This is a genomic window from Streptomyces sp. NPDC001787 (assembly GCF_040297465.1).
Taxonomy (GTDB): Bacteria; Actinomycetota; Actinomycetes; order Streptomycetales; family Streptomycetaceae; genus Streptomyces.
In genome coordinates, this window is record NZ_JBEOZE010000005.1 from 118,437 (window position 1) to 139,279 (window position 20,843).

20 protein-coding genes and 1 tRNA gene are annotated in these 20,843 nt (G+C 69.8%); 11 read left to right on the plus strand and 10 right to left on the minus strand.

The annotated features are described in order from the left end of the window. The first annotated feature begins 37 nt into the window (after positions 1 to 37). From acs to ABT170_RS09160, 5 genes are all read left to right on the plus strand, one after another. The gene (gene acs, locus ABT170_RS09140; RefSeq protein ID WP_351865403.1) at positions 38 to 2,035 is read left to right on the plus strand and encodes an acetate--CoA ligase; all 1,998 of its coding nucleotides are present in this window, start codon (positions 38 to 40) and stop codon (positions 2,033 to 2,035) included. Positions 2,036 to 2,272: 237 nt separating this feature from the next. Next, positions 2,273 to 3,679, plus strand: a complete 1,407-nt coding sequence (nhaA, locus tag ABT170_RS09145; RefSeq protein WP_351865406.1) for a Na+/H+ antiporter NhaA — start codon at positions 2,273 to 2,275, stop codon at positions 3,677 to 3,679. A 39-nt stretch (positions 3,680 to 3,718) separates the two neighbouring features. Further along, positions 3,719 to 4,249, plus strand: a complete 531-nt coding sequence (locus tag ABT170_RS09150) for a phage holin family protein (RefSeq protein ID WP_329942899.1) — start codon at positions 3,719 to 3,721, stop codon at positions 4,247 to 4,249. After that, entirely contained in the window at positions 4,246 to 5,220 is a 975-nt protein-coding gene (locus ABT170_RS09155) for an alpha/beta fold hydrolase (protein WP_329942898.1), read from the plus strand. The genes ABT170_RS09150 and ABT170_RS09155 overlap by 4 nt, the downstream gene beginning before the upstream one ends. Before the next feature lie 105 nt (positions 5,221 to 5,325). Continuing rightward, positions 5,326 to 5,541 carry a hypothetical protein gene (locus ABT170_RS09160; RefSeq protein ID WP_329942897.1) on the plus strand — a complete coding sequence of 72 codons (216 nt, stop codon included), beginning with the start codon at positions 5,326 to 5,328 and terminating at the stop codon, positions 5,539 to 5,541. Between the two features lie 95 nt (positions 5,542 to 5,636). Here ABT170_RS09160 and ABT170_RS09165 read toward each other — a convergent pair whose 3' ends face one another. From ABT170_RS09165 to nth, 3 genes are all read right to left on the minus strand, one after another. Further along, on the minus strand, positions 5,637 to 6,839 hold the full coding sequence (locus tag ABT170_RS09165) for a MarP family serine protease (protein WP_329942896.1): 1,203 nt from the start codon (positions 6,837 to 6,839) through the stop codon (positions 5,637 to 5,639). Between the two features lie 90 nt (positions 6,840 to 6,929). After that, entirely contained in the window at positions 6,930 to 7,706 is a 777-nt protein-coding gene (locus ABT170_RS09170; RefSeq protein ID WP_502970494.1) for an NUDIX hydrolase, read from the minus strand. Positions 7,707 to 7,794: 88 nt separating this feature from the next. After that, on the minus strand, positions 7,795 to 8,649 hold the full coding sequence (gene nth, locus ABT170_RS09175; protein ID WP_351865733.1) for an endonuclease III: 855 nt from the start codon (positions 8,647 to 8,649) through the stop codon (positions 7,795 to 7,797). Positions 8,650 to 9,034: 385 nt separating this feature from the next. On the opposite strand from nth, the gene ABT170_RS09180 reads away from it, so the two are divergent. Continuing rightward, positions 9,035 to 9,709 (plus strand): Crp/Fnr family transcriptional regulator, encoded by a 675-nt coding sequence (locus ABT170_RS09180; RefSeq protein ID WP_014046869.1) that lies wholly within the window; start codon positions 9,035 to 9,037, stop codon positions 9,707 to 9,709. 233 nt (positions 9,710 to 9,942) lie between these two features. Here ABT170_RS09180 and ABT170_RS09185 read toward each other — a convergent pair whose 3' ends face one another. From ABT170_RS09185 to sp36, 4 genes are all read right to left on the minus strand, one after another. Further along, positions 9,943 to 10,779 carry an MBL fold metallo-hydrolase gene (locus ABT170_RS09185; protein WP_329942895.1) on the minus strand — a complete coding sequence of 279 codons (837 nt, stop codon included), beginning with the start codon at positions 10,777 to 10,779 and terminating at the stop codon, positions 9,943 to 9,945. Next, entirely contained in the window at positions 10,776 to 11,696 is a 921-nt protein-coding gene (locus ABT170_RS09190) for an NUDIX hydrolase (protein WP_351865411.1), read from the minus strand. The genes ABT170_RS09185 and ABT170_RS09190 overlap by 4 nt, the downstream gene beginning before the upstream one ends. A 284-nt stretch (positions 11,697 to 11,980) precedes the next feature. Continuing rightward, entirely contained in the window at positions 11,981 to 12,451 is a 471-nt protein-coding gene (locus tag ABT170_RS09195) for a RidA family protein (RefSeq protein ID WP_266922524.1), read from the minus strand. Beyond that, positions 12,451 to 12,609, minus strand: coding sequence for a Sp36 family protein (gene sp36, locus ABT170_RS09200; RefSeq protein ID WP_003967454.1), 159 nt, complete (start codon positions 12,607 to 12,609; stop codon positions 12,451 to 12,453). The genes ABT170_RS09195 and sp36 overlap by 1 nt, the downstream gene beginning before the upstream one ends. A gap of 71 nt (positions 12,610 to 12,680) precedes the next feature. On the opposite strand from sp36, the gene bagA reads away from it, so the two are divergent. Both bagA and bagB read left to right on the plus strand, forming a co-directional pair. Beyond that, positions 12,681 to 13,655 (plus strand): ATPase BagA, encoded by a 975-nt coding sequence (bagA, locus tag ABT170_RS09205; protein ID WP_329942893.1) that lies wholly within the window; start codon positions 12,681 to 12,683, stop codon positions 13,653 to 13,655. Then, complete coding sequence (bagB, locus tag ABT170_RS09210; protein ID WP_351865416.1) at positions 13,652 to 15,049, plus strand: ATPase BagB; 1,398 nt, start codon at positions 13,652 to 13,654, stop codon at positions 15,047 to 15,049. The genes bagA and bagB overlap by 4 nt, the downstream gene beginning before the upstream one ends. A 62-nt stretch (positions 15,050 to 15,111) precedes the next feature. On the opposite strand, the gene ABT170_RS09215 is transcribed toward bagB, so the two are convergent. After that, positions 15,112 to 15,462, minus strand: coding sequence for a WhiB family transcriptional regulator (locus ABT170_RS09215; RefSeq protein ID WP_266927671.1), 351 nt, complete (start codon positions 15,460 to 15,462; stop codon positions 15,112 to 15,114). Between the two features lie 419 nt (positions 15,463 to 15,881). Here ABT170_RS09215 and ABT170_RS09220 point away from each other — a divergent pair, with 419 nt between their 5' ends. Further along, positions 15,882 to 18,125: a transglycosylase domain-containing protein gene (locus ABT170_RS09220; RefSeq protein WP_329942891.1), complete on the plus strand. Its 2,244-nt coding sequence runs from the start codon at positions 15,882 to 15,884 to the stop codon at positions 18,123 to 18,125. Positions 18,126 to 18,405: 280 nt separating this feature from the next. On the opposite strand, the gene ABT170_RS09225 is transcribed toward ABT170_RS09220, so the two are convergent. After that, on the minus strand, positions 18,406 to 18,870 hold the full coding sequence (locus ABT170_RS09225; RefSeq protein WP_329942890.1) for a GatB/YqeY domain-containing protein: 465 nt from the start codon (positions 18,868 to 18,870) through the stop codon (positions 18,406 to 18,408). 79 nt (positions 18,871 to 18,949) lie between these two features. On the opposite strand from ABT170_RS09225, the gene ABT170_RS09230 reads away from it, so the two are divergent. Together ABT170_RS09230 and ABT170_RS09235 are read left to right on the plus strand one after the other, a co-directional pair. Beyond that, a complete protein-coding gene (locus tag ABT170_RS09230; protein WP_329942889.1) occupies positions 18,950 to 19,888 on the plus strand; it encodes a metallophosphoesterase in 939 nt (312 codons plus the stop codon). Between the two features lie 98 nt (positions 19,889 to 19,986). Further along, positions 19,987 to 20,060 (plus strand) — tRNA-Pro (locus ABT170_RS09235). A gap of 149 nt (positions 20,061 to 20,209) precedes the next feature. Here the strand turns inward: ABT170_RS09235 and ABT170_RS09240 are convergent. Continuing rightward, positions 20,210 to 20,743, minus strand: a complete 534-nt coding sequence (locus ABT170_RS09240) for a Pycsar system effector family protein (RefSeq protein ID WP_329942857.1) — start codon at positions 20,741 to 20,743, stop codon at positions 20,210 to 20,212. Between the last annotated feature and the right edge of the window lie 100 nt (positions 20,744 to 20,843).

Genomic DNA, 20,843 nt, shown 5'->3' on the forward strand with positions numbered 1-20,843 from the left:
GCAGACACTTGTCACCTGGCCCCCGGCCTGATGAGCTATGCCCCGGGACACAACGGACACCCTGGGACTGGGAGAAGTCGTGAGCAACGAAAGCCTGGCCAACCTGCTTCGGGAAGAGCGGAAATTCGCGCCGCCTGCCGAACTGGCCGCCAACGCCAACGTCACAGCACAGGCGTACGAGCAGGCCGAAGCGGACCGGCTGGGCTTCTGGGCCGAGCAGGCTCGTCGCCTGACCTGGGCCACGGAGCCGACCGAGACGCTCGACTGGAGCAACCCGCCCTTCGCGAAGTGGTTCGCGGACGGCAAGCTCAACGTCGCGTACAACTGCGTGGACCGCCATGTCGAGGCGGGCAACGGCGACCGGGTCGCCATCCACTTCGAGGGTGAGCCCGGCGACAGCCGCGCCATCACCTACGCGGAGCTCAAGGACGAGGTGTCCCGCGCCGCCAACGCCCTCATCGAACTCGGTGTCGGCACGGGCGACCGCGTCGCCGTGTATCTGCCGATGATCCCCGAGGCCGCGATCGCGATGCTGGCCTGCGCCCGCATCGGCGCCGCGCACTCGGTGGTCTTCGGCGGTTTCTCGGCCGACGCCATCGCCGCGCGCATCCAGGACGCCGACGCCAAGGTCGTCATCACCGCCGACGGCGGCTTCCGCCGGGGCAAGCCCTCCGCGCTGAAGCCCGCGGTCGACGACGCCGTCTCCCGTATCGAGAGCGTCGAGCACGTCCTCGTGGTCCGCCGCACCGGCCAGGACACCGCGTGGACCGAGGGACGCGACGTCTGGTGGCACGAGATCACCGGCCGGCAGTCCGCCGAGCACACCCCCGAGGCCTTCGAGGCGGAGCAGCCGCTCTTCATCCTCTACACCTCCGGCACCACGGGTAAGCCGAAGGGCATCCTGCACACCTCCGGCGGCTACCTCACCCAGGCGGCGTACACCCACAACGCGGTCTTCGACCTCAAGCCGGAGACCGATGTCTACTGGTGCACCGCCGACATCGGCTGGGTGACCGGACACTCGTACATCGTCTACGGGCCGCTGGCCAACGGGGCCACCCAGGTCATGTACGAAGGCACGCCCGACTCCCCGCACCAGGGGCGTTTCTGGGAGATCGTGCAGAAGTACGGCGTGACGATCCTCTACACCGCGCCGACCGCGATCCGTACGTTCATGAAGTGGGGTGACGACATCCCCGCCAAGTTCGACCTGTCGTCGCTGCGCGTCCTCGGTTCGGTCGGTGAGCCGATCAACCCCGAGGCATGGATGTGGTACCGCAAGCACATCGGCGCCGACAAGTGCCCGATCGTGGACACCTGGTGGCAGACCGAGACCGGCGCGATGATGATTTCGCCGCTGCCCGGAGTGACGGAGACCAAGCCGGGGAGCGCCCAGCGCGCGCTGCCGGGCATCTCCGCCACGGTCGTCGACGACGAGGCCCGCGAGGTGCCCGACGGCGGGGGCGGCTATCTCGTCCTCACCGAGCCGTGGCCGTCGATGCTCCGCACCATCTGGGGCGACGACCAGCGCTTCATCGACACCTACTGGTCACGCTTCGAGGGCAAGTACTTCGCGGGCGACGGCGCGAAGAAGGACGAGGACGGCGACATCTGGCTGCTCGGCCGGGTCGACGACGTCATGCTCGTGTCGGGGCACAACATCTCGACCACCGAGGTCGAATCGGCGCTCGTGTCGCACCCGTCGGTCGCCGAGGCCGCCGTGGTCGGCGCGACCGACGAGACGACGGGCCAGGCGATCGTCGCGTTCGTGATCCTGCGTGGTACGGCGACCGCCTCCGACGAACTGGTCGTGGACCTGCGCAACCACGTCGGCGCGACGCTCGGCCCGATCGCCAAGCCCAAGCGCGTCCTGCCGGTCGCCGAACTCCCCAAGACCCGCTCGGGCAAGATCATGCGCCGCCTGCTGCGCGACGTCGCCGAGAACCGCGAGGTGGGGGACGTCACCACGCTCAGCGACTCCTCGGTGATGGACCTGATCCAGACCCAGCTGCCGTCCGCGTCCTCCGAGGACTGACGGCCCGACCGCCGCGGCGGTCGATCATGTACGACCCCGATGGGCATCCGGCGACGCGCCGGGTGCCCATCGGGCATTTAGGGTCGGAATCGCTGCATACGGCTCCCGGGCGCCCAGGTACAGTGGTCGCTGCGTCAATAACGTAATAAGAAATCTCCAAAGGGTGTGCCGGGAAGTCTGGTCGGCAAGTGCATCAGCCATGCCATCGCTGCCGTACCGACCCGGAGGTCCCCACTCGTGGCCGCGCCCGCCCCCATACCCCCTACGCCCCGCCGCACCCTGTTCGGACGCCTTTCCCTGCCCGAGCGGAACTATGTCGCGGAGGCGCTGCGCACCGAGACGGTCGGCGGGGTGATCCTGCTGGCAGCCGCCCTCGCGGCGCTGGTCTGGGCGAACACCTTCCAGTCCAGCTACCGGACGATCAGCGACTTCCATCTCGGCCCCGGGTCGCTGGGCCTGAACCTCTCCGTGGCGCACTGGGCGGCCGACGGGCTGCTCGCCGTCTTCTTCTTCGTCGCCGGCGTCGAACTCAAACGTGAACTGGTCGCGGGCGAACTCCGTGACCCCAAGGCCGCCGCCCTCCCGGTCGTCGCGGCACTGTGCGGCATGGTCGTGCCCGCGCTGGTCTACGTCCTCACCACGAATCTCGGCGGTGGGTCCACGGACGGCTGGGCCGTCCCCACGGCCACCGACATCGCCTTCGCGCTCGCCGTCCTCGCGGTCATCGGCACCTCGTTGCCGTCCGCCCTGCGCGCGTTCCTGCTGACCCTCGCCGTCGTCGACGACCTCTTCGCGATCCTGATCATCGCGGTCTTCTTCACCGAAAGCATCGACTTCATGGCGCTCGGCGGGGCCTTCGCCGGTCTCGTCGTCTTCTACGTACTGATCCGCAAGGGGATCCGGGGCTGGTACATCTACATACCGCTGGCCCTGGTCATCTGGGGCCTGATGTACAACAGCGGCATCCACGCCACCATCGCCGGTGTCGCCATGGGTCTGATGCTGCGCTGCACCAAGCGCGAGGGCGAGCAGCACTCCCCCGGTGAGCACATCGAACATCTGGTCCGCCCGCTGTCGGCCGGGCTCGCCGTGCCCCTGTTCGCGCTCTTCTCGGCCGGGGTCTCCCTCAAGGGCGACGCGCTCGCCGGGGTCTTCACCCGTCCGGAGACGCTCGGTGTCGTACTCGGACTGGTTCTCGGCAAGACCGTCGGCATCTTCGGCGGCACCTGGCTCGCGACCCGCTTCACCAAGGCGGAGCTGAACAAGGATCTGGCCTGGGCGGACGTCTTCGCGGTCGCCTCGCTCGCCGGAATCGGCTTCACCGTCTCCCTGCTGATCGGCGAACTCGCCTTCGAGGGCGACGCGGAAACGGTCAACGAGATCAAGGCCGCCGTACTGATCGGCTCCCTGATAGCGGCCGTGCTCTCCGGTGTACTGCTCAAACTGCGGGTACGCAGATACCGGGCCCTGTACGAGGCGGAGGAGCTCGACGAGGACGAGTCGGGCGTGCCCGACATCTACGAACAGGACGACCCGGAATACCACCTGCGGATGGCCTTGATCCACGAGCGGAAGGCGGCCGAGCACCGCCGTCTGGCAGAACTGGCGGGGGCAGCGCGCAACAAGCCGGACAGTCCGGCATGATCTGACATCGGATGTGTCGAAGAGGAGAGGGAGTCAGGGATGAGCGACCCCGGCAACTACGTGGGCAGTGCGGACCGCAGTCTCGGACAGCTGGTCGCCTCGGCGACGGCCGAGATGTCCGCGCTGGTGCACGATGAGATCGCCCTGGCCAAGGCCGAGGTACGGCAGGACGTCAAGCGCGGCGTCGTCGGCAGTGTGGCGTTCATCATCGCGGGCGTGCTGATTCTGTTCGCGCTGCCCGTGCTGAGCTTCGCGGCCGCGTACGGGATCCACAATCTGGGGCTCGGGCTCGCCTGGTCGTTCCTGATCGTGGGCGGCGCGTTCATCCTTCTGGCGGTACTGCTCGCGCTGATCGCCATCGCCAAGTTCAAGAAGGTCAAGCCGCCGGAGAAGTCCATCGCCTCGGCCAAGCAGACCGCCGCCGTGCTCCAGAGCGTCAAGCCGCACCCGCGGCCGTCCGTCCGGGCCGACGAGATCCTCCGGGCCTCCGGCAGCACCCTGGCGGACAAGGCCATCGAGAACCGTCCGGGCAAGGACAAGGCCGCCGCTGTGGCACGCTCGTCCACATGACGGTCCCCGATTCCAGCCCTTTCGGTCCGGCAGGCTCGACGAGTCCGGCCGGTGCCGGCAGTCCTGTACGCCTCGACGGCCCCTGGACCCACCGCGACGTGGCGGCCAACGGCGCGCGCTTCCACATCGCGGAACTGGGTGACGGGCCGCTGGTGCTGCTGTTGCACGGCTTCCCGCAGTTCTGGTGGACATGGCGCCACCAGCTGACCGCTCTCGCCGACGCCGGGTTCCGTGCGGTGGCCATGGACCTTCGCGGGGTGGGCGGCAGCGACCGCACGCCCCGGGGTTACGACCCCGCCAACCTGGCGCTCGACGTCACCGGCGTCATCCGCTCGCTCGGCGAGCCCGACGCCGCACTGGTCGGCCACGACATGGGCGGCTACCTCGCCTGGACCGCCGCGGTGATGCGGCCGAAGCTGGTACGGCGGCTCGTGGTGTCCTCGATGCCGCATCCGCGCCGCTGGCGCTCCGCGATGCTCTCCGACTTCTCGCAGTCCCGGGCGGGTTCGTACATCTGGGGCTTCCAGCGGCCGTGGCTGCCGGAGCGTCAGCTCGTCGCCGACGACGCGGCCCTGGTGGGCCGTCTGATCCGGGACTGGTCGGGACCGCGGACCGCGGACTTCCCCGACGACGAGACCGTGAACGTCTACCGGCGTGCCATGTGCATTCCGTCCACGGCGCACTGCTCGATCGAGCCGTACCGCTGGATGGTGCGCTCGCTCGCACGACCGGACGGTGTCCAGTTCAACCGGCGGATGAAGCGGCCGGTACGCGTGCCGACTCTGCACCTGCACGGGTCACTCGATCCGGCGGTCCGGACGCGCAGTTCCGCCGGTTCGGGCGAGTACGTCGAAGCGCCCTACCGGTGGCGACTTTTCGACGGTCTCGGGCACTTCCCCCACGAAGAGGATCCGGTCGGCTTCTCGACCGAACTCATCAACTGGCTCAAGGATCCTGAACCCGACCGGTAGTCCGGGCGCACAGGTGGGCGACGCATGGCCAATTGCCCGCCGCATAGGCCAATTGGCTGACTCCCGCACGATTACCGACCTTGGGTCACGGGCAGACGTCGGGGTATGGGCTGGACGCACGACTTCACTGACGAAGCACGCAACCGCCGCTCCACCGCGACAGCCGGTGTGGGCACTCACGAGGGGGGCGGCCCCCAGGGCCGGCTGCACGACACGCATGACGTTCATCATCCCCACACCCATGCCAGGCTGGGGATTCCTCGCATTCTCCGCCGTCGTGCCCGCTGGGTCTCGGCGCGGCTGCGGCACCCTCGCAGCTGAACGCGAGGACGACTCCGCGACATCCTCACCCGCTGCCTGACCGGCAGGACCGGGGCCGATGAAACGGCTGCCGGCAGGACAGCGGCGGCCAGGACTCAGAGCGCGCAGCCCTGGCTGTCGACCTGCTGGTTGGCGGTACGGCCGTGGTCGATGTCCTCGCGGATCTCGTCCGCCGTCAGCGCGTAGCCGGTGTCCGGGTCATCGAGGGACTTGGCGAACACCACTCCGTACACCTCTCCTTCCGGAGTGAGCAGCGGTCCGCCGGAGTTGCCCTGACGCACGGTCGCGTACAGCGAGTACACATCGCGGCGCACGGTACCCCGGTGGTAGATGTCCGGGCCGTCCGCGTCGATACGGCCGCGTACGCGCGCCGAGCGCACGTCGTACCCCCCGTTCTCCGGGAAGCCGGCCACGATGGCGCTGTCGCCCGTCTCCGCGTCGTCGGTGCCGGTGAACCTGAGCGGCTTGGCCCGGAGATCCGGGACGTCCAGTACGGCGATGTCGCGCTCCCAGTCGTAGAGGACGACCTTCGCGTCGTACAGCCGTCCCTCACCGCCGATCTGGACGGTCGGCTCGTCGACGCCGCCCACGACATGGGCGTTGGTCATCACTCGGCGGTCGGAGAAGACGAAGCCGGTGCCTTCGAGGGCCTTGCCGCAGCTGGGCGCCATGCCCATGACCTTGACGATCGACTTCTTGGCGCGTGCCGCGACCGGGCTGCCGGCCAGGGCCGGGTCCGGGGCCTTGACGTCGGTGATCGGTTCGTTGGCGAAGGGGCTGAAGACCTGCGGGAAGCCGTTCTGCGCGAGTACCGAGGAGAAGTCCGTGAACCAGGTGGACGCCTGCTTGGGCATCACCCGGGAGACGCCGAGCAGGACCGAGGAGCTGCGGACCTCCTTGCCCAGTGTCGGCAGCGACGTACCGGCGAGCGCCGACCCGATCAGCCACGCGACGAGCAGCATCGCCACCACATTGACCAGGGCGCCTCCGGTGGCATCCAGGGCGCGTGCGGGCGACCACGTGATGAACCGGCGGAGTTTGTTGCCCAGGTGGGTGGTGAAGGCCTGGCCGATCGAGGCGCACACGATCACGACGACGACCGCGACGATGGCAGCCGTCGAGGAGACCTCGGACCCATCGGTCGCCCGGTCCCAGATGAGCGGCAGCAGATAGACGGCGACAAGTCCGCCGCCCAGAAAGCCGATCACCGACAGGATGCCGACGACGAAACCCTGGCGGTAGCCGATGACCGCGAACCACACGGCACCGACCAGCAGCAGGATGTCCAGCACGTTCACCGTCAATTGCCTCGCAGATTCGTCACCTGGCCCGTCCGTACGACGGGGTCCGGGCCGGGCCCGGAACAGCGCAGCAGGGAAGTCAGCCTGTCATGCGCGCCAGTCGAGCGGCACCTGCCTGGTCCGGTCCCACGGGCGCTCCCACCCGGCGTAGTGCAGGATGCGGTCGATCACTCCGGCCGTGAAACCCCAGACCAGAGCGGATTCGACCAGGAATGCGGGCCCCCGGTGACCACTCGGATGCACGGCCGTCGCCCGGTTGGCCGGGTCCGTGAGATCCGCCACGGGAACGGTGAACACGCGGGCGGTCTCGGCCGGGTCGACCACGGCCACCGGGCTCGGCTCCCGCCACCAGCCGAGGACGGGTGTCACGACGAAGCCGCTGACCGGGATGTACAGCCGGGGCAGCACGCCGAAGAGCTGCACACCCCGCGGATCGAGCCCCGTCTCCTCCTCGGCCTCCCGCAGCGCGGCTCTGAGCGGCCCGGTCGTCGCCTGGTCGCCGTCCTCCGGGTCCAGGGCGCCTCCGGGGAAGGACGGCTGCCCCGCGTGGGAGCGCAGCGAGCCGGAGCGCTCCATCAGGAGCAGCTCGGGACCGCGCGCCCCGTCGCCGAAGAGGACCAGGACGGCGGACTGCCGTCCCGCGCCGTCCTCGGGCGGCAGGAAGCGGCTGAGCTGTTGCGGTCGCACGGTGCGCGCGGCCGTCGCGACGGGGTCCAGCCAGTCGGGCAGGCCGTCGCCGGTGACGGCCATCGCGCTGTCCGGGATCAGAGCGGCGGTGGACGGGGCACCCGGTGGGTGCGGCGCCCCGGGCCGCACGTGCGGCGACCCGGCCTGTGCGTGCGGCGAGCTCTGTGTGTGCGTCATGGGCACCCCCGTCGCTTTACAACGCCTGTCGTCGGCCATTTCGTTCCGAGCCATTCCGTGAGGTGGGGGCTTTCCCGGGGCCGTTCCCTCATTCGGCTCCCGGAGCCGGTGCGGGCTTGCCCGGATAGTCCGGGGGCGGGCTGAGCCGCTGGCCCGGATAGCCGCCCATCTCGTACTTCAGGAGCTTCCTGGCCTTCTCCGGGTCCGTCTCGCCCTCACCGTACGAGGGACAGAGCGGGGCGATCGGGCAGGCGCCACAGGCGGGCTTCCGGGCATGACAGATCCGGCGTCCGTGGAACACCACGCGGTGCGAGAGCATCGTCCACTCGCTCTTGGGGAAGATCGCGGCGACATCCGCCTCGACCTTCACCGGGTCCTCCTCGGTGGTCCACTTCCAGCGGCGCACCAGCCGTCCGAAGTGGGTGTCGACCGTGATGCCGGGAACACCGAACGCGTTGCCGAGCACGACATTGGCGGTCTTGCGGCCGACCCCGGGCAGCGTGACGAGGTCCTCCAGACGGCCGGGGACCTCACCGCCGAACCGGTCCCGGAGAGCCGCGGACAGGCCGAGCAACGATGTCGTCTTGGCCCGGAAGAAGCCGGTCGGCCGGATGATCTCCTCCATCTCCTCCGGGACGGCCGCGGCCATGTCCTCGGGAGTGGGGTAGGCGGCGAACAGCGCCGGAGTGGTCTGGTTGACCCTCAGGTCGGTGGTCTGGGCGGACAGCACCGTGGCGACAAGCAGCTCGAAAGGATTACGGAAGTCGAGCTCGGGGTGGGCGTACGGATAGACCTCGGCGAGCTCGCGGTTGATCTTGCGGGCCCGACGGACCATCGCGAGGTGCGATTCCGGTTTCGTCTTCCTGGGGGCTTTGGGAGTCCCGGAGGCCTTGGGAGTCCTGGAGGCCTTCGGCTTCGACGCGGCAGTTGACGGCTTCGACACGGTGCTCGACGGCTTCGGTGTGGTGCTCGGCTTGGTGGTCTTCACTTCGGGCCTCCCGGCCGGCTTCTGGGCCAACGCTCCAGCGGAGCCCTTTGTGGCATATTTCGGGCGCCGAGCGGGCTGTTCGCCCACAGCGGAATTGTGGCCGTCCGACACCCCATCAGCCCCCTTGGCCTGCGCTCTCACCGGCATTCTGGACACCCGGTCAGCCTAGAGCCCGCCACTGACATCCGCCCCGGTCACCGCGCATCCACGCCCGATCGGCCCCCTGCCGTAGGGTCCGGCACGCCCGTGCGTCAAACTGGTTTGTGATTGATCGCACTGTTTTACCGTCCGGCATGATGGGGACCACGGTTCCCTGAACAGGCCGACAAGGAGAGAACTCGTGGACGACGTTCTGCGGCGCGCCCCGCTTTTCGCGGCGCTCGATGATGAGCAGGCCGCGGAGCTCCGCGCCTCGATGAGTGAGGTGACCCTCGCGCGCGGCGACGCGCTGTTCCACGAGGGTGACCCGGGCGACCGCCTGTACGTGGTCACCGAGGGCAAGGTGAAACTCCACCGCACCTCCCCCGACGGACGCGAGAACATGCTGGCCGTCCTCGGCCCCGGCGAGCTGATCGGTGAGCTGTCGCTCTTCGACCCGGGCCCGCGCACCGCGACCGCGACCGCGCTGACCGAGGTCAAGCTGCTCGGCCTCGGCCACGGCGACCTCCAGCCCTGGCTGAACGCCCGCCCCGAGGTGGCCACCGCGCTGCTGCGCGCCGTCGCCCGGCGCCTGCGCAAGACGAACGACCAGATGTCCGACCTGGTCTTCTCCGATGTCCCGGGCCGCGTGGCCCGTGCGCTCCTGGACCTGTCGCGCCGCTTCGGCGTCCAGTCCGAGGAAGGCATCCACGTCGTCCACGACCTGACACAGGAGGAGCTGGCCCAGCTGGTCGGCGCTTCCCGCGAGACGGTCAACAAGGCGCTCGCGGACTTCGCGGGCCGCGGCTGGCTGAGGCTCGAAGCCCGCGCGGTGATCCTGCTGGACGTGGAGCGGCTGGCGAAGCGGTCGCGCTGACCGAGGCCCGCGCCGATGTCCGAGGCCGAGCCTGAGGCCACGGCTACGGCTACGGCTGTGTGTTGCGTGTGATGAAGGGCCCGGCCGGACGGCAGGGCCCTTCACGCGCGCCCGGAACGGGTCCGAACAGGACCGAGCAGGACCGAGCAGGTCGGGAACAGCTCCCGGAACGACGACCGGACCGCCCCTCGACCGGACCGGGTCGGACCTGACCGGCCCTGGACCGGCCCCGGTCAGCCCTCGATCAGGCCGTGCTCCGTCAGGTACTCCAGCTGCGCCCGTACCGACAGTTCCGCGGCAGGCCACAGGGAACGGTCCACATCGGCGTACACCTGGGCCACCACCTCCGAGGGCGAGCGGTGCCCCGCCTCCACCGCCGTCTCCACCTGGGCCAGCCGGTGCGCGCGATGGGCCAGGTAGAACTCGACCGCCCCCTGGGCGTCCTCCAGCACCGGTCCGTGCCCCGGCAGCACCGTGTGCACCCCGTCGTCGACGGTCAGCGAGCGCAGCCGCCGCAATGTGTCCAGGTAGTCGCCGAGCCGCCCGTCGGGATGCGCGACCACGGTGGTGCCACGGCCCAGAATCGTGTCGCCCGTCAGCACCGCGCGGTCGGCGGGCAGGTGGAAGGAGAGCGAATCCGCGGTGTGCCCGGGAGTCGGGACCACCCGTAGTTCGAGCCCTCCGGTGGTGATCACATCGCCCGCCGACAGCCCCTCGTCGCCCAGCCGCAGTGCCACGTCCAGGGCGCGCACCTTCGTACGCGTCAGCTCGGCGAAGCGGGCCGCGCCCTCCGCGTGGTCGGGGTGGCCGTGCGTGAGGAGGGTGAGGGCGACGCGCCGTCCGGCCCGCTCGGCCGTCTCGATGACGGCCCGCAGGTGTACGTCGTCGAGCGGGCCCGGGTCGATGACGACGGCCAGATCGGAGTCGGGCTCGGCGACGATCCAGGTGTTGGTTCCGTCCAGCGTCATCGCCGAGGCGTTGGGCGCGAGGACATTGACCGTACGGGCGGTGGCGGGGCCGGAGAGCACCCCGCCGCGCGGCTGTCCGGGCAGTGCGGCGGCGTCACTCACCCGGCACCGCCGCCCGCGCCCGAAGCCTGCTCCCGGGCCGGTTCCGCCCCCGGGATGTGCTTGGTGAACTCGTCGTGCCCAGGCCAGCTCAGCACCAACACGTCGCCCTCCAGCCGGGCCTGCGCGAGTACGGGAGCCAGGTCCTGGGAGTCCGCGGCCTCCAGGGCCTCGGCAGCCGTCCCGTACGGCCTCAGCGTGCGCAGCGTCGACACGGTGGGCGGCATCATCAGGAGCTCGCCCCGGTCGTACCCGTCGGCGGCCTCACCGGGGGAGATCCACACCGTGCGGTCGGCCTCGGTGGACACATTGCGGGTGCGCTGCCCGTCCGGGAGCGCGGCGACGAAGAACCAGGTGTCGTACCGTCGCGGTTCGAACTCCGGGGTGATCCAGCGGGCCCAGGCACCCAGCAGGTCGGAGCGCAGCACCAGGCCCCGCCGGTCCAGGAACTCGGCGAACGACAGCTCACGGGCCACCAGCGCCTCGCGGTCGGCCTCCCAGTCCGCCCCGGTGACATCCCCGGCCACGGTGTCGGCGGTCGGCCCCGCGAGCAGGACGCCGGCCTCCTCGTACGTCTCACGGACCGCCGCGCAGACAATGGCCTGTGCCTCGGTCACCGTGCCGACGCCGAGCCGACGGGCCCAGCTCTCCAGTGACGGCCCGGCCCAGCCGATGAGGCGGTCGTCGTCACGCGGGTCCACTCCGCCACCCGGATAGGCGTACGCGCCCCCGGCGAACGCCATGGACGCGCTGCGGCGCAGCATGTGCACGACGGTGCCGCCCCCGGCGCCGGCTCCCGCACGGTCACGCAGCAGCATCACGGTGGCGGCCCGCCTGGGTGTCGCGGCCGTCAGCTCGCCCGCGGCGAGTGCCCGGATCCGGTCGGGCCATTCCGGTGGGTACCACTGACCATTGGACATGGCCGGAGGCTATCCGGAAGCGGGCCGATGTTCGAGAGGTGATCGAGAAAGACCACCGGAGCGACGGGCCCCGATGAGCGGCCCGCCGGTGAGCGGCCGGTGAGCGGCCCGCCGGTGAGCGGCCGGCCGATGGGAAAGCCCCGCCGAGGCGGACCCGGCGGCAGAACGAAGATCCCGCCCGGTCTCTCGACCGGACGGGATCACCACGTCTTCACTCACCGCACAGCGGCGCACAGCACGGCAGCGCACGTCTCCGCACCGGCAGCGCACCGCCCAGTGGTCTCTCAGGCCTCGACCAGCTCGACCTGGACCTCGACCTCGACGGGTGCGTCCAGCGGCAGCACCGCGACGCCCACGGCGCTGCGCGCGTGCACGCCCTTGTCGCCGAGCACCTCGCCCAGCAGCTCGCTCGCGCCGTTGATCACGGCCGGCTGCCCGGTGAAGTCGGCGGCCGAGGCGACGAAGCCCACGACCTTCACGACCCGCGCGATCCGGTCCAGGTCGCCCGCGACCGACTTCACGGCGGCCAGCGCGTTGAGCGCGCAGATCCTGGCCAGCTCCTTCGCCTCGTCCGGCGTCACCTCGGCGCCGACCTTGCCGGTGACGGCGAGCTTGCCGTCCACCATCGGCAGCTGGCCCGAGGTGTACACGTACACCCCGGAGCGCACGGCCGGCTGGTACGAGGCCAGCGGCGGCACGACCCCCGGCAGGGTCAGGCCGAGTTCGGCGAGCTTCGCCTCGACGGCGCCCGCCACTACGCCTTCTCCCGCTTCAGGTAGGCCACGAGCTGCTCGGGGTTGTTCGGGCCGGGGACGACCTGGACCAGCTCCCAGCCGTCCTCGCCCCAGGTGTCCAGAATCTGCTTGGTCGCGTGCACGAGAAGGGGCACGGTCGCGTATTCCCACTTGGTCATGGGCCGACTGTAATACCTGGCACGTACGGTCTCGTGCGTAGCCCGGGGCCGGACTGGTTAGGCTCGAATACGTGAGCAGGTTCCAGGTCGTCAGCGGCAAGGGCGGTACCGGTAAGACGACGGTGGCCGCCGCCCTCGCGCTCGCCCTCGCGACCGAGGGCAGGCGCACCCTTCTCGTCGAGGTCGAGGGCAGGCAGGGCATCGCCCAGCTCTTCGAGTCGGATGCGCTTCCCTACGAGGAGCGGAAGATCGCCTCCGCGTCCGGGGGCGGCGAGGTGTACGCCCTCGCGATCGACGCCGAGCGCGCACTTCTCGACTACCTCCAGATGTTCTACAAGCTGGGCAGCGCGGGCCGGGCCCTGAAGAAGCTCGGCGCCATCGACTTCGCCACCACCATCGCCCCCGGGGTCCGCGACGTCCTGCTGACGGGCAAGGCGTGCGAAGCCGTCCGCCGCAAGGACAAGCAGGGACGGTTCGTCTACGACCACGTGATCATGGACGCCCCGCCGACCGGCCGCATCACCCGCTTCCTCAACGTGAACGACGAAGTGGCGGGACTGGCCAGGATCGGCCCGATACACCATCAGGCCCAGGCCGTGATGCGGGTCCTGAAGTCCCCGGAGACCGCCGTCCATCTGGTGACCCTCCTGGAGGAGATGCCGGTCCAGGAGACGGTGGACGGTATCGCCGAGCTCCGGGCCGCCGAGCTGCCCGTGGGCCGGGTCGTCGTGAACATGGTGCGCCCGCACCTGCTGGACGAGGACGCGCTGCGCACCGCTTCGGGCGGCCGTCGCAAGGAGATCGCGAAGACGTTGACCCGGGCCGGAGTGACCGGTTCCGCCGCGCTCGTACGACCGCTGGTCGAGCAGGCCGCCGAGCACGCCCAGCGGGTCGGCCTGGAGCGGGAGCAGCGCGCCGTGCTGGCCGGTCTCGGGGTGCCGGCCGTCGAGCTCCCGCTGGTCGGCGAGGGCGTGGACCTCGCCGCGCTGTACGAACTGGCCGCGGAGCTCCGTAAACAGGGCGCAGGGGAAGAGGTGGGCTCATGACCCCGGTCGTGACGGCCGCGGACGCGGCACCCGGGCTGGACACCGACGCGCTGCTCGACGACCCGGGCATCCGGATCGTCGTGTGCTGCGGCTCGGGCGGGGTCGGCAAGACCACGACCGCGGCGGCGCTCGGTGTACGGGCGGCGGAGCGCGGCCGGAAGGTCGTCGTCCTCACCATCGACCCGGCCCGCCGGCTCGCCCAGTCGATGGGCATCGACCAGCTGGACAACATCCCGCGCCGGGTCGAGGACATCGAGGGCGACGGCGAACTGCACGCCATGATGCTCGACATGAAGCGGACCTTCGACGAGACCGTCGAGGCCCACACGGACGCCGAGCGGGCCCGCGCGATCCTGGAGAACCCCTTCTACCAGTCCCTTTCGGCCGGGTTCGCCGGTACGCAGGAGTACATGGCGATGGAGAAGCTCGGGCAGCTGAGGGCGCGCGACGAGTGGGACCTGATCATCGTCGACACCCCGCCCTCGCGCTCCGCGCTGGACTTCCTGGACGCGCCGAAGCGGCTGGGTTCGTTCCTGGACGGCAAGTTCATCCGGCTGCTGATGGCGCCCGCGAAGGTGGGCGGCCGGGCGGGGATGAAGTTCCTCAATGTGGGCATGTCGATGATGACGGGGACGCTGGGCAAGCTGCTCGGCGGCCAGTTCCTGCGGGACGTACAGACCTTCGTCGCGGCGATGGACACGATGTTCGGCGGTTTCCGCACGCGGGCCGATGCCACGTACAAGCTGCTCCAGGCGCCCGGTACGGCGTTCCTCGTGGTCGCGACCCCGGAGCGGGACGCGCTGCGGGAGGCCGCGTATTTCGTGGAACGGCTGGCTGCCGAGGACATGCCGCTGGCCGGCCTCGTCCTCAACCGGGTCCATGGCAGCGAGGCTTCACGTCTTTCCGCCGAGCGGGCGCTGGCCGCTGCGGAAAATCTTGAAGAGGCCCGCATTGTCGATCAGACGGCAGGGAAGGCTGCCCTTGGTGACCCGCCGCTCTCCCCCGAGCCCGACCTCACGTCCGAGCCCGACGCCGCATCCGAGTCCGACGCCTCAGCCGATCCCGCACGTGTACATGAGCCGCACGCCGGACCGGAACCCGGCCCCGATCCCCGCCCCGGTCCTGGCCCCCAGCCCGGCTCCGAATCCGAGAACGTCCTTGCCGCGGTCCCTGTCGAAGAGCTGACCGCAGGTCTGTTGCGGCTGCACGCCGAGCGCATGCAGGTCGTCGCGCGCGAGCAGCACACCCGCGACCGCTTCGCCGCGCTGCACCCGGAGGTCCTGGTGACGGAAGTGGCGGCCCTGCCCGGTGATGTGCACGACCTCGCAGGTCTTCGGGCCATCGGTGAGCGACTCGCGGCCGGCTCCGGTCGGACCACGCACGGAGCCGCGTAGCCAAGCACATCGGCACGGACACGCCGTGCCCCACACAGGGGTGTCCCAGCGGTATCCCTGGGCTACCCGGCGGCGGCGTACGTCTCGTGCAGTTCGTCGTCCTCCAGACCGATCACCGCGGGCAGGATGCCCGTCGACCGCTCGTACTCGCTACGCGCGGTCTCCAACAGTCGGCGCCAGGACGTGACGGTGGGGCGACGGCGCAGCAGTGCGCGTCTTTCCCGCTCCGTCATTCCGCCCCACACGCCGAATTCGACGCGATTGTCGAGCGCATCGGCCAGGCACTCGGTCCGCACCGGACATCCGGTGCACACCGCCTTGGCCCTGTTCTGCGCTGCCCCTTGTACGAACAGTTCATCCGGATCGGTAGTGCGGCAGGCTGCCTGCGCACTCCAGTCGGTTACCCAGCCCATGCCGGCGCCGTCCTCTCCCGAATCGAGGCTCCCCCACGGCGGCAGCGGCATATTCACCGCTGCCAGTTGAGGACGTTACGGAAGGTGGGGACAGCACAACACCCCCTTCGGGCCCAATCTTGAATGGTCCGAACGGACTATGCGTACGCGGCAGATCACCCAGGGGAGTGAGGTGAGGACATGCGGGACTATCTCCGCGAAATCGGGACAATACACCCGAGTTGCAGCGGACGTTCCATGACACACGAGGCGTTTTCGGGAACGTCTCGGTGGATGGCTCGGGTGCGCTACGGCCTGACGGAGAATGACCAGAAATTGTGCATGGGCCTTGATACGTAACCGGACTGCTGTGACAGTTGAGAGCAGCTTAGGCCAATGCATATACGCCTGTCCGGCGAATGAGAACGTAGGCTGCCCCCATGCCAAAGAAGCGCTCGGGCGGGGGTCTCACGACGACCCAGCAGGCCGCCAAGTTCCTCGGTGTCGCCGCACTCTCCGGAGCTGTGCTGGCGGGCATCGCGCTGCCCGCGGCCGGAGCACTGGGCCTCGCCGCCAAGGGGACGGTCGAGGGATTCGACGAAATCCCCTCCAACCTCAAGACTCCACCGCTCAGTCAGCGCACCACGATCCTCGACCGCGAGGGCGGCGCGCTCGCGACGGTCTACTCGCGCGACCGCACCGTCGTCCCCCTCAAGGACATCTCCCCGTACATGCAGGACGCGATCATCGCGATCGAGGACTCCCGCTTCTACGAGCACGGGGCGGTCGACCTCAAGGGCATCCTGCGCGCGATGAACCGCAACGTGCAGGCGGGCGGGGCCGCGCAGGGCGCGTCGACCCTCACCCAGCAGTACGTGAAGAACGTCTTCGTCGAGGAGGCGGGCGACGATCCGGAGAAGGTCGCGGAGGCCACCCAGCAGACCCTGGGCCGCAAGGTCCGCGAGCTGAAGTACGCGATCCAGGTCGAGGAGGAGCTGGGCAAGAAGAAGATCCTGGAGAACTACCTCAACATCACGTTCTTCGGGCAGCAGGCGTACGGCATCGAGGCCGCGTCCCAGCGGTACTTCTCCAAGCACGCCAAGGACCTGAAGCTGGAGGAGGCCGCGCTGCTCGCCGGCGTCGTCCAGTCGCCGAGCCGTTACGACCCGGTCAACGACGCGGAGGAAGCGACCAAGCGCCGCAACACCGTGCTCGCCCGGATGGCCGCCGTCCGCAGCATCTCGCAGGCCGAGGCGGAGAAGGCCATGGCCACTCCGATCAAGCTGAAGGTCAAGAAGCCGAAGAACGGCTGCATCACCGCCGTCAGCGGCTCCGGGTTCTTCTGCGACTACGTACGCAAGGCGATCCTGCGTGACCCGGCGTTCGGCAAGACCGAGGAGGAGCGTTCGAAGCTCTGGAACCTCGGCGGTCTGACCATCAGGACCACGCTGGACCCGCGCGCGCAGCAGGCCGCGAACGAGGCCGCCACCGCGAAGGTCAACAAGGACGACAGGTTCGCGGCGTCGGTGGTGCAGCTCCAGCCCGGCACCGGCAAGATCCTCTCCATGGGCCAGTCCCGCCCCTACGGCCTGGACCAGAAGAAGAACGAGACGGTGCTCAACCTCTCCGTCAGCAACAAGATGGGCGGCAGCACCTACGGCTTCCAGGTCGGCTCGACGTTCAAGCCGATCACCGCGGCGGCGGCACTGGAGAAGGGCATCAGCCCGGCCACGTCGTTCTCCACGGACTGGAAGCTCTCGGTCCCGATGAGTTCCTTCACCACCTGCTCGGGCTCCACCGCCGGTGGCGGCAACTGGGACCTGCAGAACGAGATGGAGTCGGAGAAGGGCTCCTGGGACATGACGAGCGCGCTCGGCAAGTCCATCAACACCTACTTCGCGCTGCTGGAGCAGAAGGCCGGACTCTGCGACACGGTCAAGATGGCGAAGAAGATGGGGTACGAGCGGGGCGACGGCAAGGAGATCGGCGAGAACCCGTCGATCACCCTCGGCGGTGAGGTGAGCACGCCGCTCTCGATGGCCGCCGCGTACGCGACGTTCGCCAACCGCGGCACGTACTGCACGCCGATCGCCATCGAGTCGATCACCGACGCCAACGGCAAGAAGCTCAAGGTGCCGAAGTCCTCGTGCTCGCGGGCGATGAGCGAGCGGACCGCCGACACGATCAACCAGATGCTCAAGGGCGTCGTCGAGGACGGCACCGGTACGCAGGCCGGGCTCAGCGACCGCGACAACGCCGGCAAGACCGGTACGACGAACGACCGCAAGGACGCCTGGTTCGTCGGGTACACCCCCAACCTCTCCACGGCGGTGTGGGTGGGTGACGACATCGGCGAGAAGAGCTCGATGTTCGGTGTCACCATCGGCGGCCAGTACTACGACAAGGTCTGTGGTGGCTGCCTCCCGGGACCGATCTGGAAGATCGCGATGACCGGGGCGCTGAACGCCTCCGAAACGCCTTCCTTCACCCCTGTCTCCGTCCCCCGGGCGAAGCCCAAGGAGGACAAGGAGAAGGGCCGGGACCGGGACGAGGACCACGAGGACCGCGAGGACGGCAAGCCCGGCGGCGGCAACCCGTTCCCCGGCATCAGCATCCCGCCGGGCGGGTTCGGCAACGGCGGCGACTCCCGCGGCAACAACGGCAACGGCACGAACGGTCCCTGACCCGTCAGGCGTCCGTAGGTACGACAGTGGGGCCTCCCGGTCGGTCACGATCGACCGGGAGGCCCCACTCTCGTCTGTGTACGGGGGTACGGCGCCGGCACCGAGGCAGCGGGCACAGAGGCTGCCGGGCGGCACAGAGACTGCCCTGCCGGGCGGCACACGGACTGCCGGGGTGGCACAGGGGCTGCCCGCCGGGTGCCACACGGACTGCCCGACGGCACAGGGACTGCCCTGCCGGGCGGTACACGGGCCACCCGGCACGCGGCCCCGGCAGACCCTCTCAGCCCGCGAGGAGCTTCTTCACCGCGGCGGCGACGCGGCCACCCTCGGCGAGTCCGGCGACCTTCGGGTTCACGATCTTCATGACGGCACCCATCGCCCGCGGCCCCTCGGCCCCGGCGCTCCTCGCCTCTTCGACGGCGGACGCGACGATGGCGTTCAGCTCGTCGTCGGACAGCTGCTTGGGCAGATAGCCGTCGAGCAGCTCGCCCTCCGCCTTCTCCCGCTCCGCCTGCTCGGTCCGGCCGCCCTGGGCGAAGGCCTCGGCCGCCTCGCGGCGCTTCTTCGCCTCCTTGGCGATCACCTTCTGCACCTCGTCGTCGGAGAGCTCGCGCGCCGTCTTGCCGCTGACCTCTTCCTTGGTGATCGCGGTCAGGGTGAGCCGAAGGGTGGACGAGGTCAGCTCGTCGCGCGCCTTCATGGCCGTGTGGAGGTCTTCCTTGAGCTTGGACTTGAGCGTGGTCATGACGCGATTGTGACAGGTGCGGGCCGCCCGCCGCCCGCCGGTTTTCCGCTCGCCGCACCGTGTCTGCGACGATGGGCGCATGCGCGCACGCTACGGAGTACCCCTGAAAGTCACGGCAGTCGGCGCGGCGGTCGGCGCTGCCGGCCTCGCCTACGCCGCCGGATTCGAGGCCCGCTCGTTCCGTCTGCGGCGGGTCACCGTCCCCGTACTCCCGCACGGGGCACGCCCGTTGCGCGTGCTCCAGGTCTCCGACATCCACATGGTGAGCGGCCAGCGCAAGAAGCGGGCCTGGTTGCAGTCGCTGGCCGGGCTGCGCCCCGACTTCGTCGTGAACACCGGCGACAACCTCTCCGACCCGGAGGCCGTACCGGAGGTGCTGGACGCGCTCGGTCCGCTGATGGAGTTCCCGGGGGTGTACGTCTTCGGCTCCAACGACTACTACGGCCCCAAGCTCCGCAACCCGGCCCGGTACCTCCTGGAGAAGGTCCAGGGCAAGCACGGCCTCAACGGAAACGCCCCGGCGGTGGGGGTCGTGCACAACCCGTGGGAGCCGATGCGCGACGCCTTCGACGAGGCGGGCTGGCTGGGGCTGTCCAACACCCGCGGCCGGCTCAAGGCCGACGGCCTGGAGATCGCGTTCACCGGGCTGGACGACCCGCACATCAGGCGGGACCGCTACGCGGAGGTGGCGGGCGGCCCCGAGACGGGCGCCGACCTCTCGATCGGCGTGGTCCACGCCCCGTACCTGCGCTCCCTGGACGCCTTCACGGCGGACGGATACCCGCTGATCCTGGCGGGCCACACACACGGCGGCCAGCTCTGCATCCCGTTCTACGGAGCGCTCGTCACCAACTGCGACCTCGACACCGACCGGGTGAAGGGCCTGTCCAGCCACACGGTGGGGTCCAAGCGCGCCTATCTCCACGTCTCCGCAGGCTGCGGCACCAACCGCTACACCCCGGTCCGCTTCGCCTGCCCCCCCGAGGTGACCCTCCTGACCCTGACCCCCCGCGACTGACGCCCACCGGGGTATCCCCGGCGCCCGGAGAAAGCAGATTTCGCCTCCGGGCGCGGGTGGGCTAAAGTAATCGATGTCGCCGGGAGACCGGTGGACATCGGGGTGTAGCGCAGCTTGGCAGCGCGCTTCGTTCGGGACGAAGAGGTCGTGGGTTCAAATCCCGCCACCCCGACAGCTGTAAGACCAGGTCAGGGGCCTGATCCGCGAGAGCGGGTCGGGCCCCTGAGTGGTTTCCGGGGCTCTTTGGGGGCCGGCTCAGGTCCGATGACCGGGTGGTCCGCCATTTCTCGGGCGACGCTGTGGCGCTGGGGACCTTCCCTCTCAGGTCGATGCTCCGATCACAATGCCCAGCAGCGCGGACGCGAAGAAGACCGTGCCCCAGAAGAGTGCGTGGCGTATGCAACGGTATTTGGTCCAGGCGATCTGGGACAGGATCGCCAGCTGGCTCAGGTCCCGGGACACGACATCGGTGCGGCGCACCGTCCGCTCCAGGTGAGCGGCGGACATCGCGAGTCTCGCGTCGCCGAAGTAGTGCGTGCGGGCGTAGTGGGGACTGCCGAGCCGCGGGGTGATGGCCAGGCCCAGCAGGACGAGTGCCGGTACGCAGGCGGCGCAGGCCAGCCAGAGGAAGAACTGCGGGACGACGGAGTACTGCCGCAGGGCGATGACGCCGCTGCCGATCGCGCCGAGCAGGGCGGTCAGGGCCGCGCCCAGGGACGCGAGTATGAGGCCGGCTTTGCTGTCGGCCTTCGTGAGTTCCTCACGGGCCTCGGACAGCAGGACCCTCGCGAGTTCCGCGCTGTGGTCCGCCGCGGCGTCGTTGTCCGGGCCGGCGTCGCCCCCGGGTGTGGTCATGCTTCCCCCTCCGTTCCGGTCGGTGTCGGGCGGCCGCCCCGGCATGCGGGGCGGCCGTGGTGCTGTGTCTCTGGTTGCCGTGTTCCTGGTTGCCGTGTTC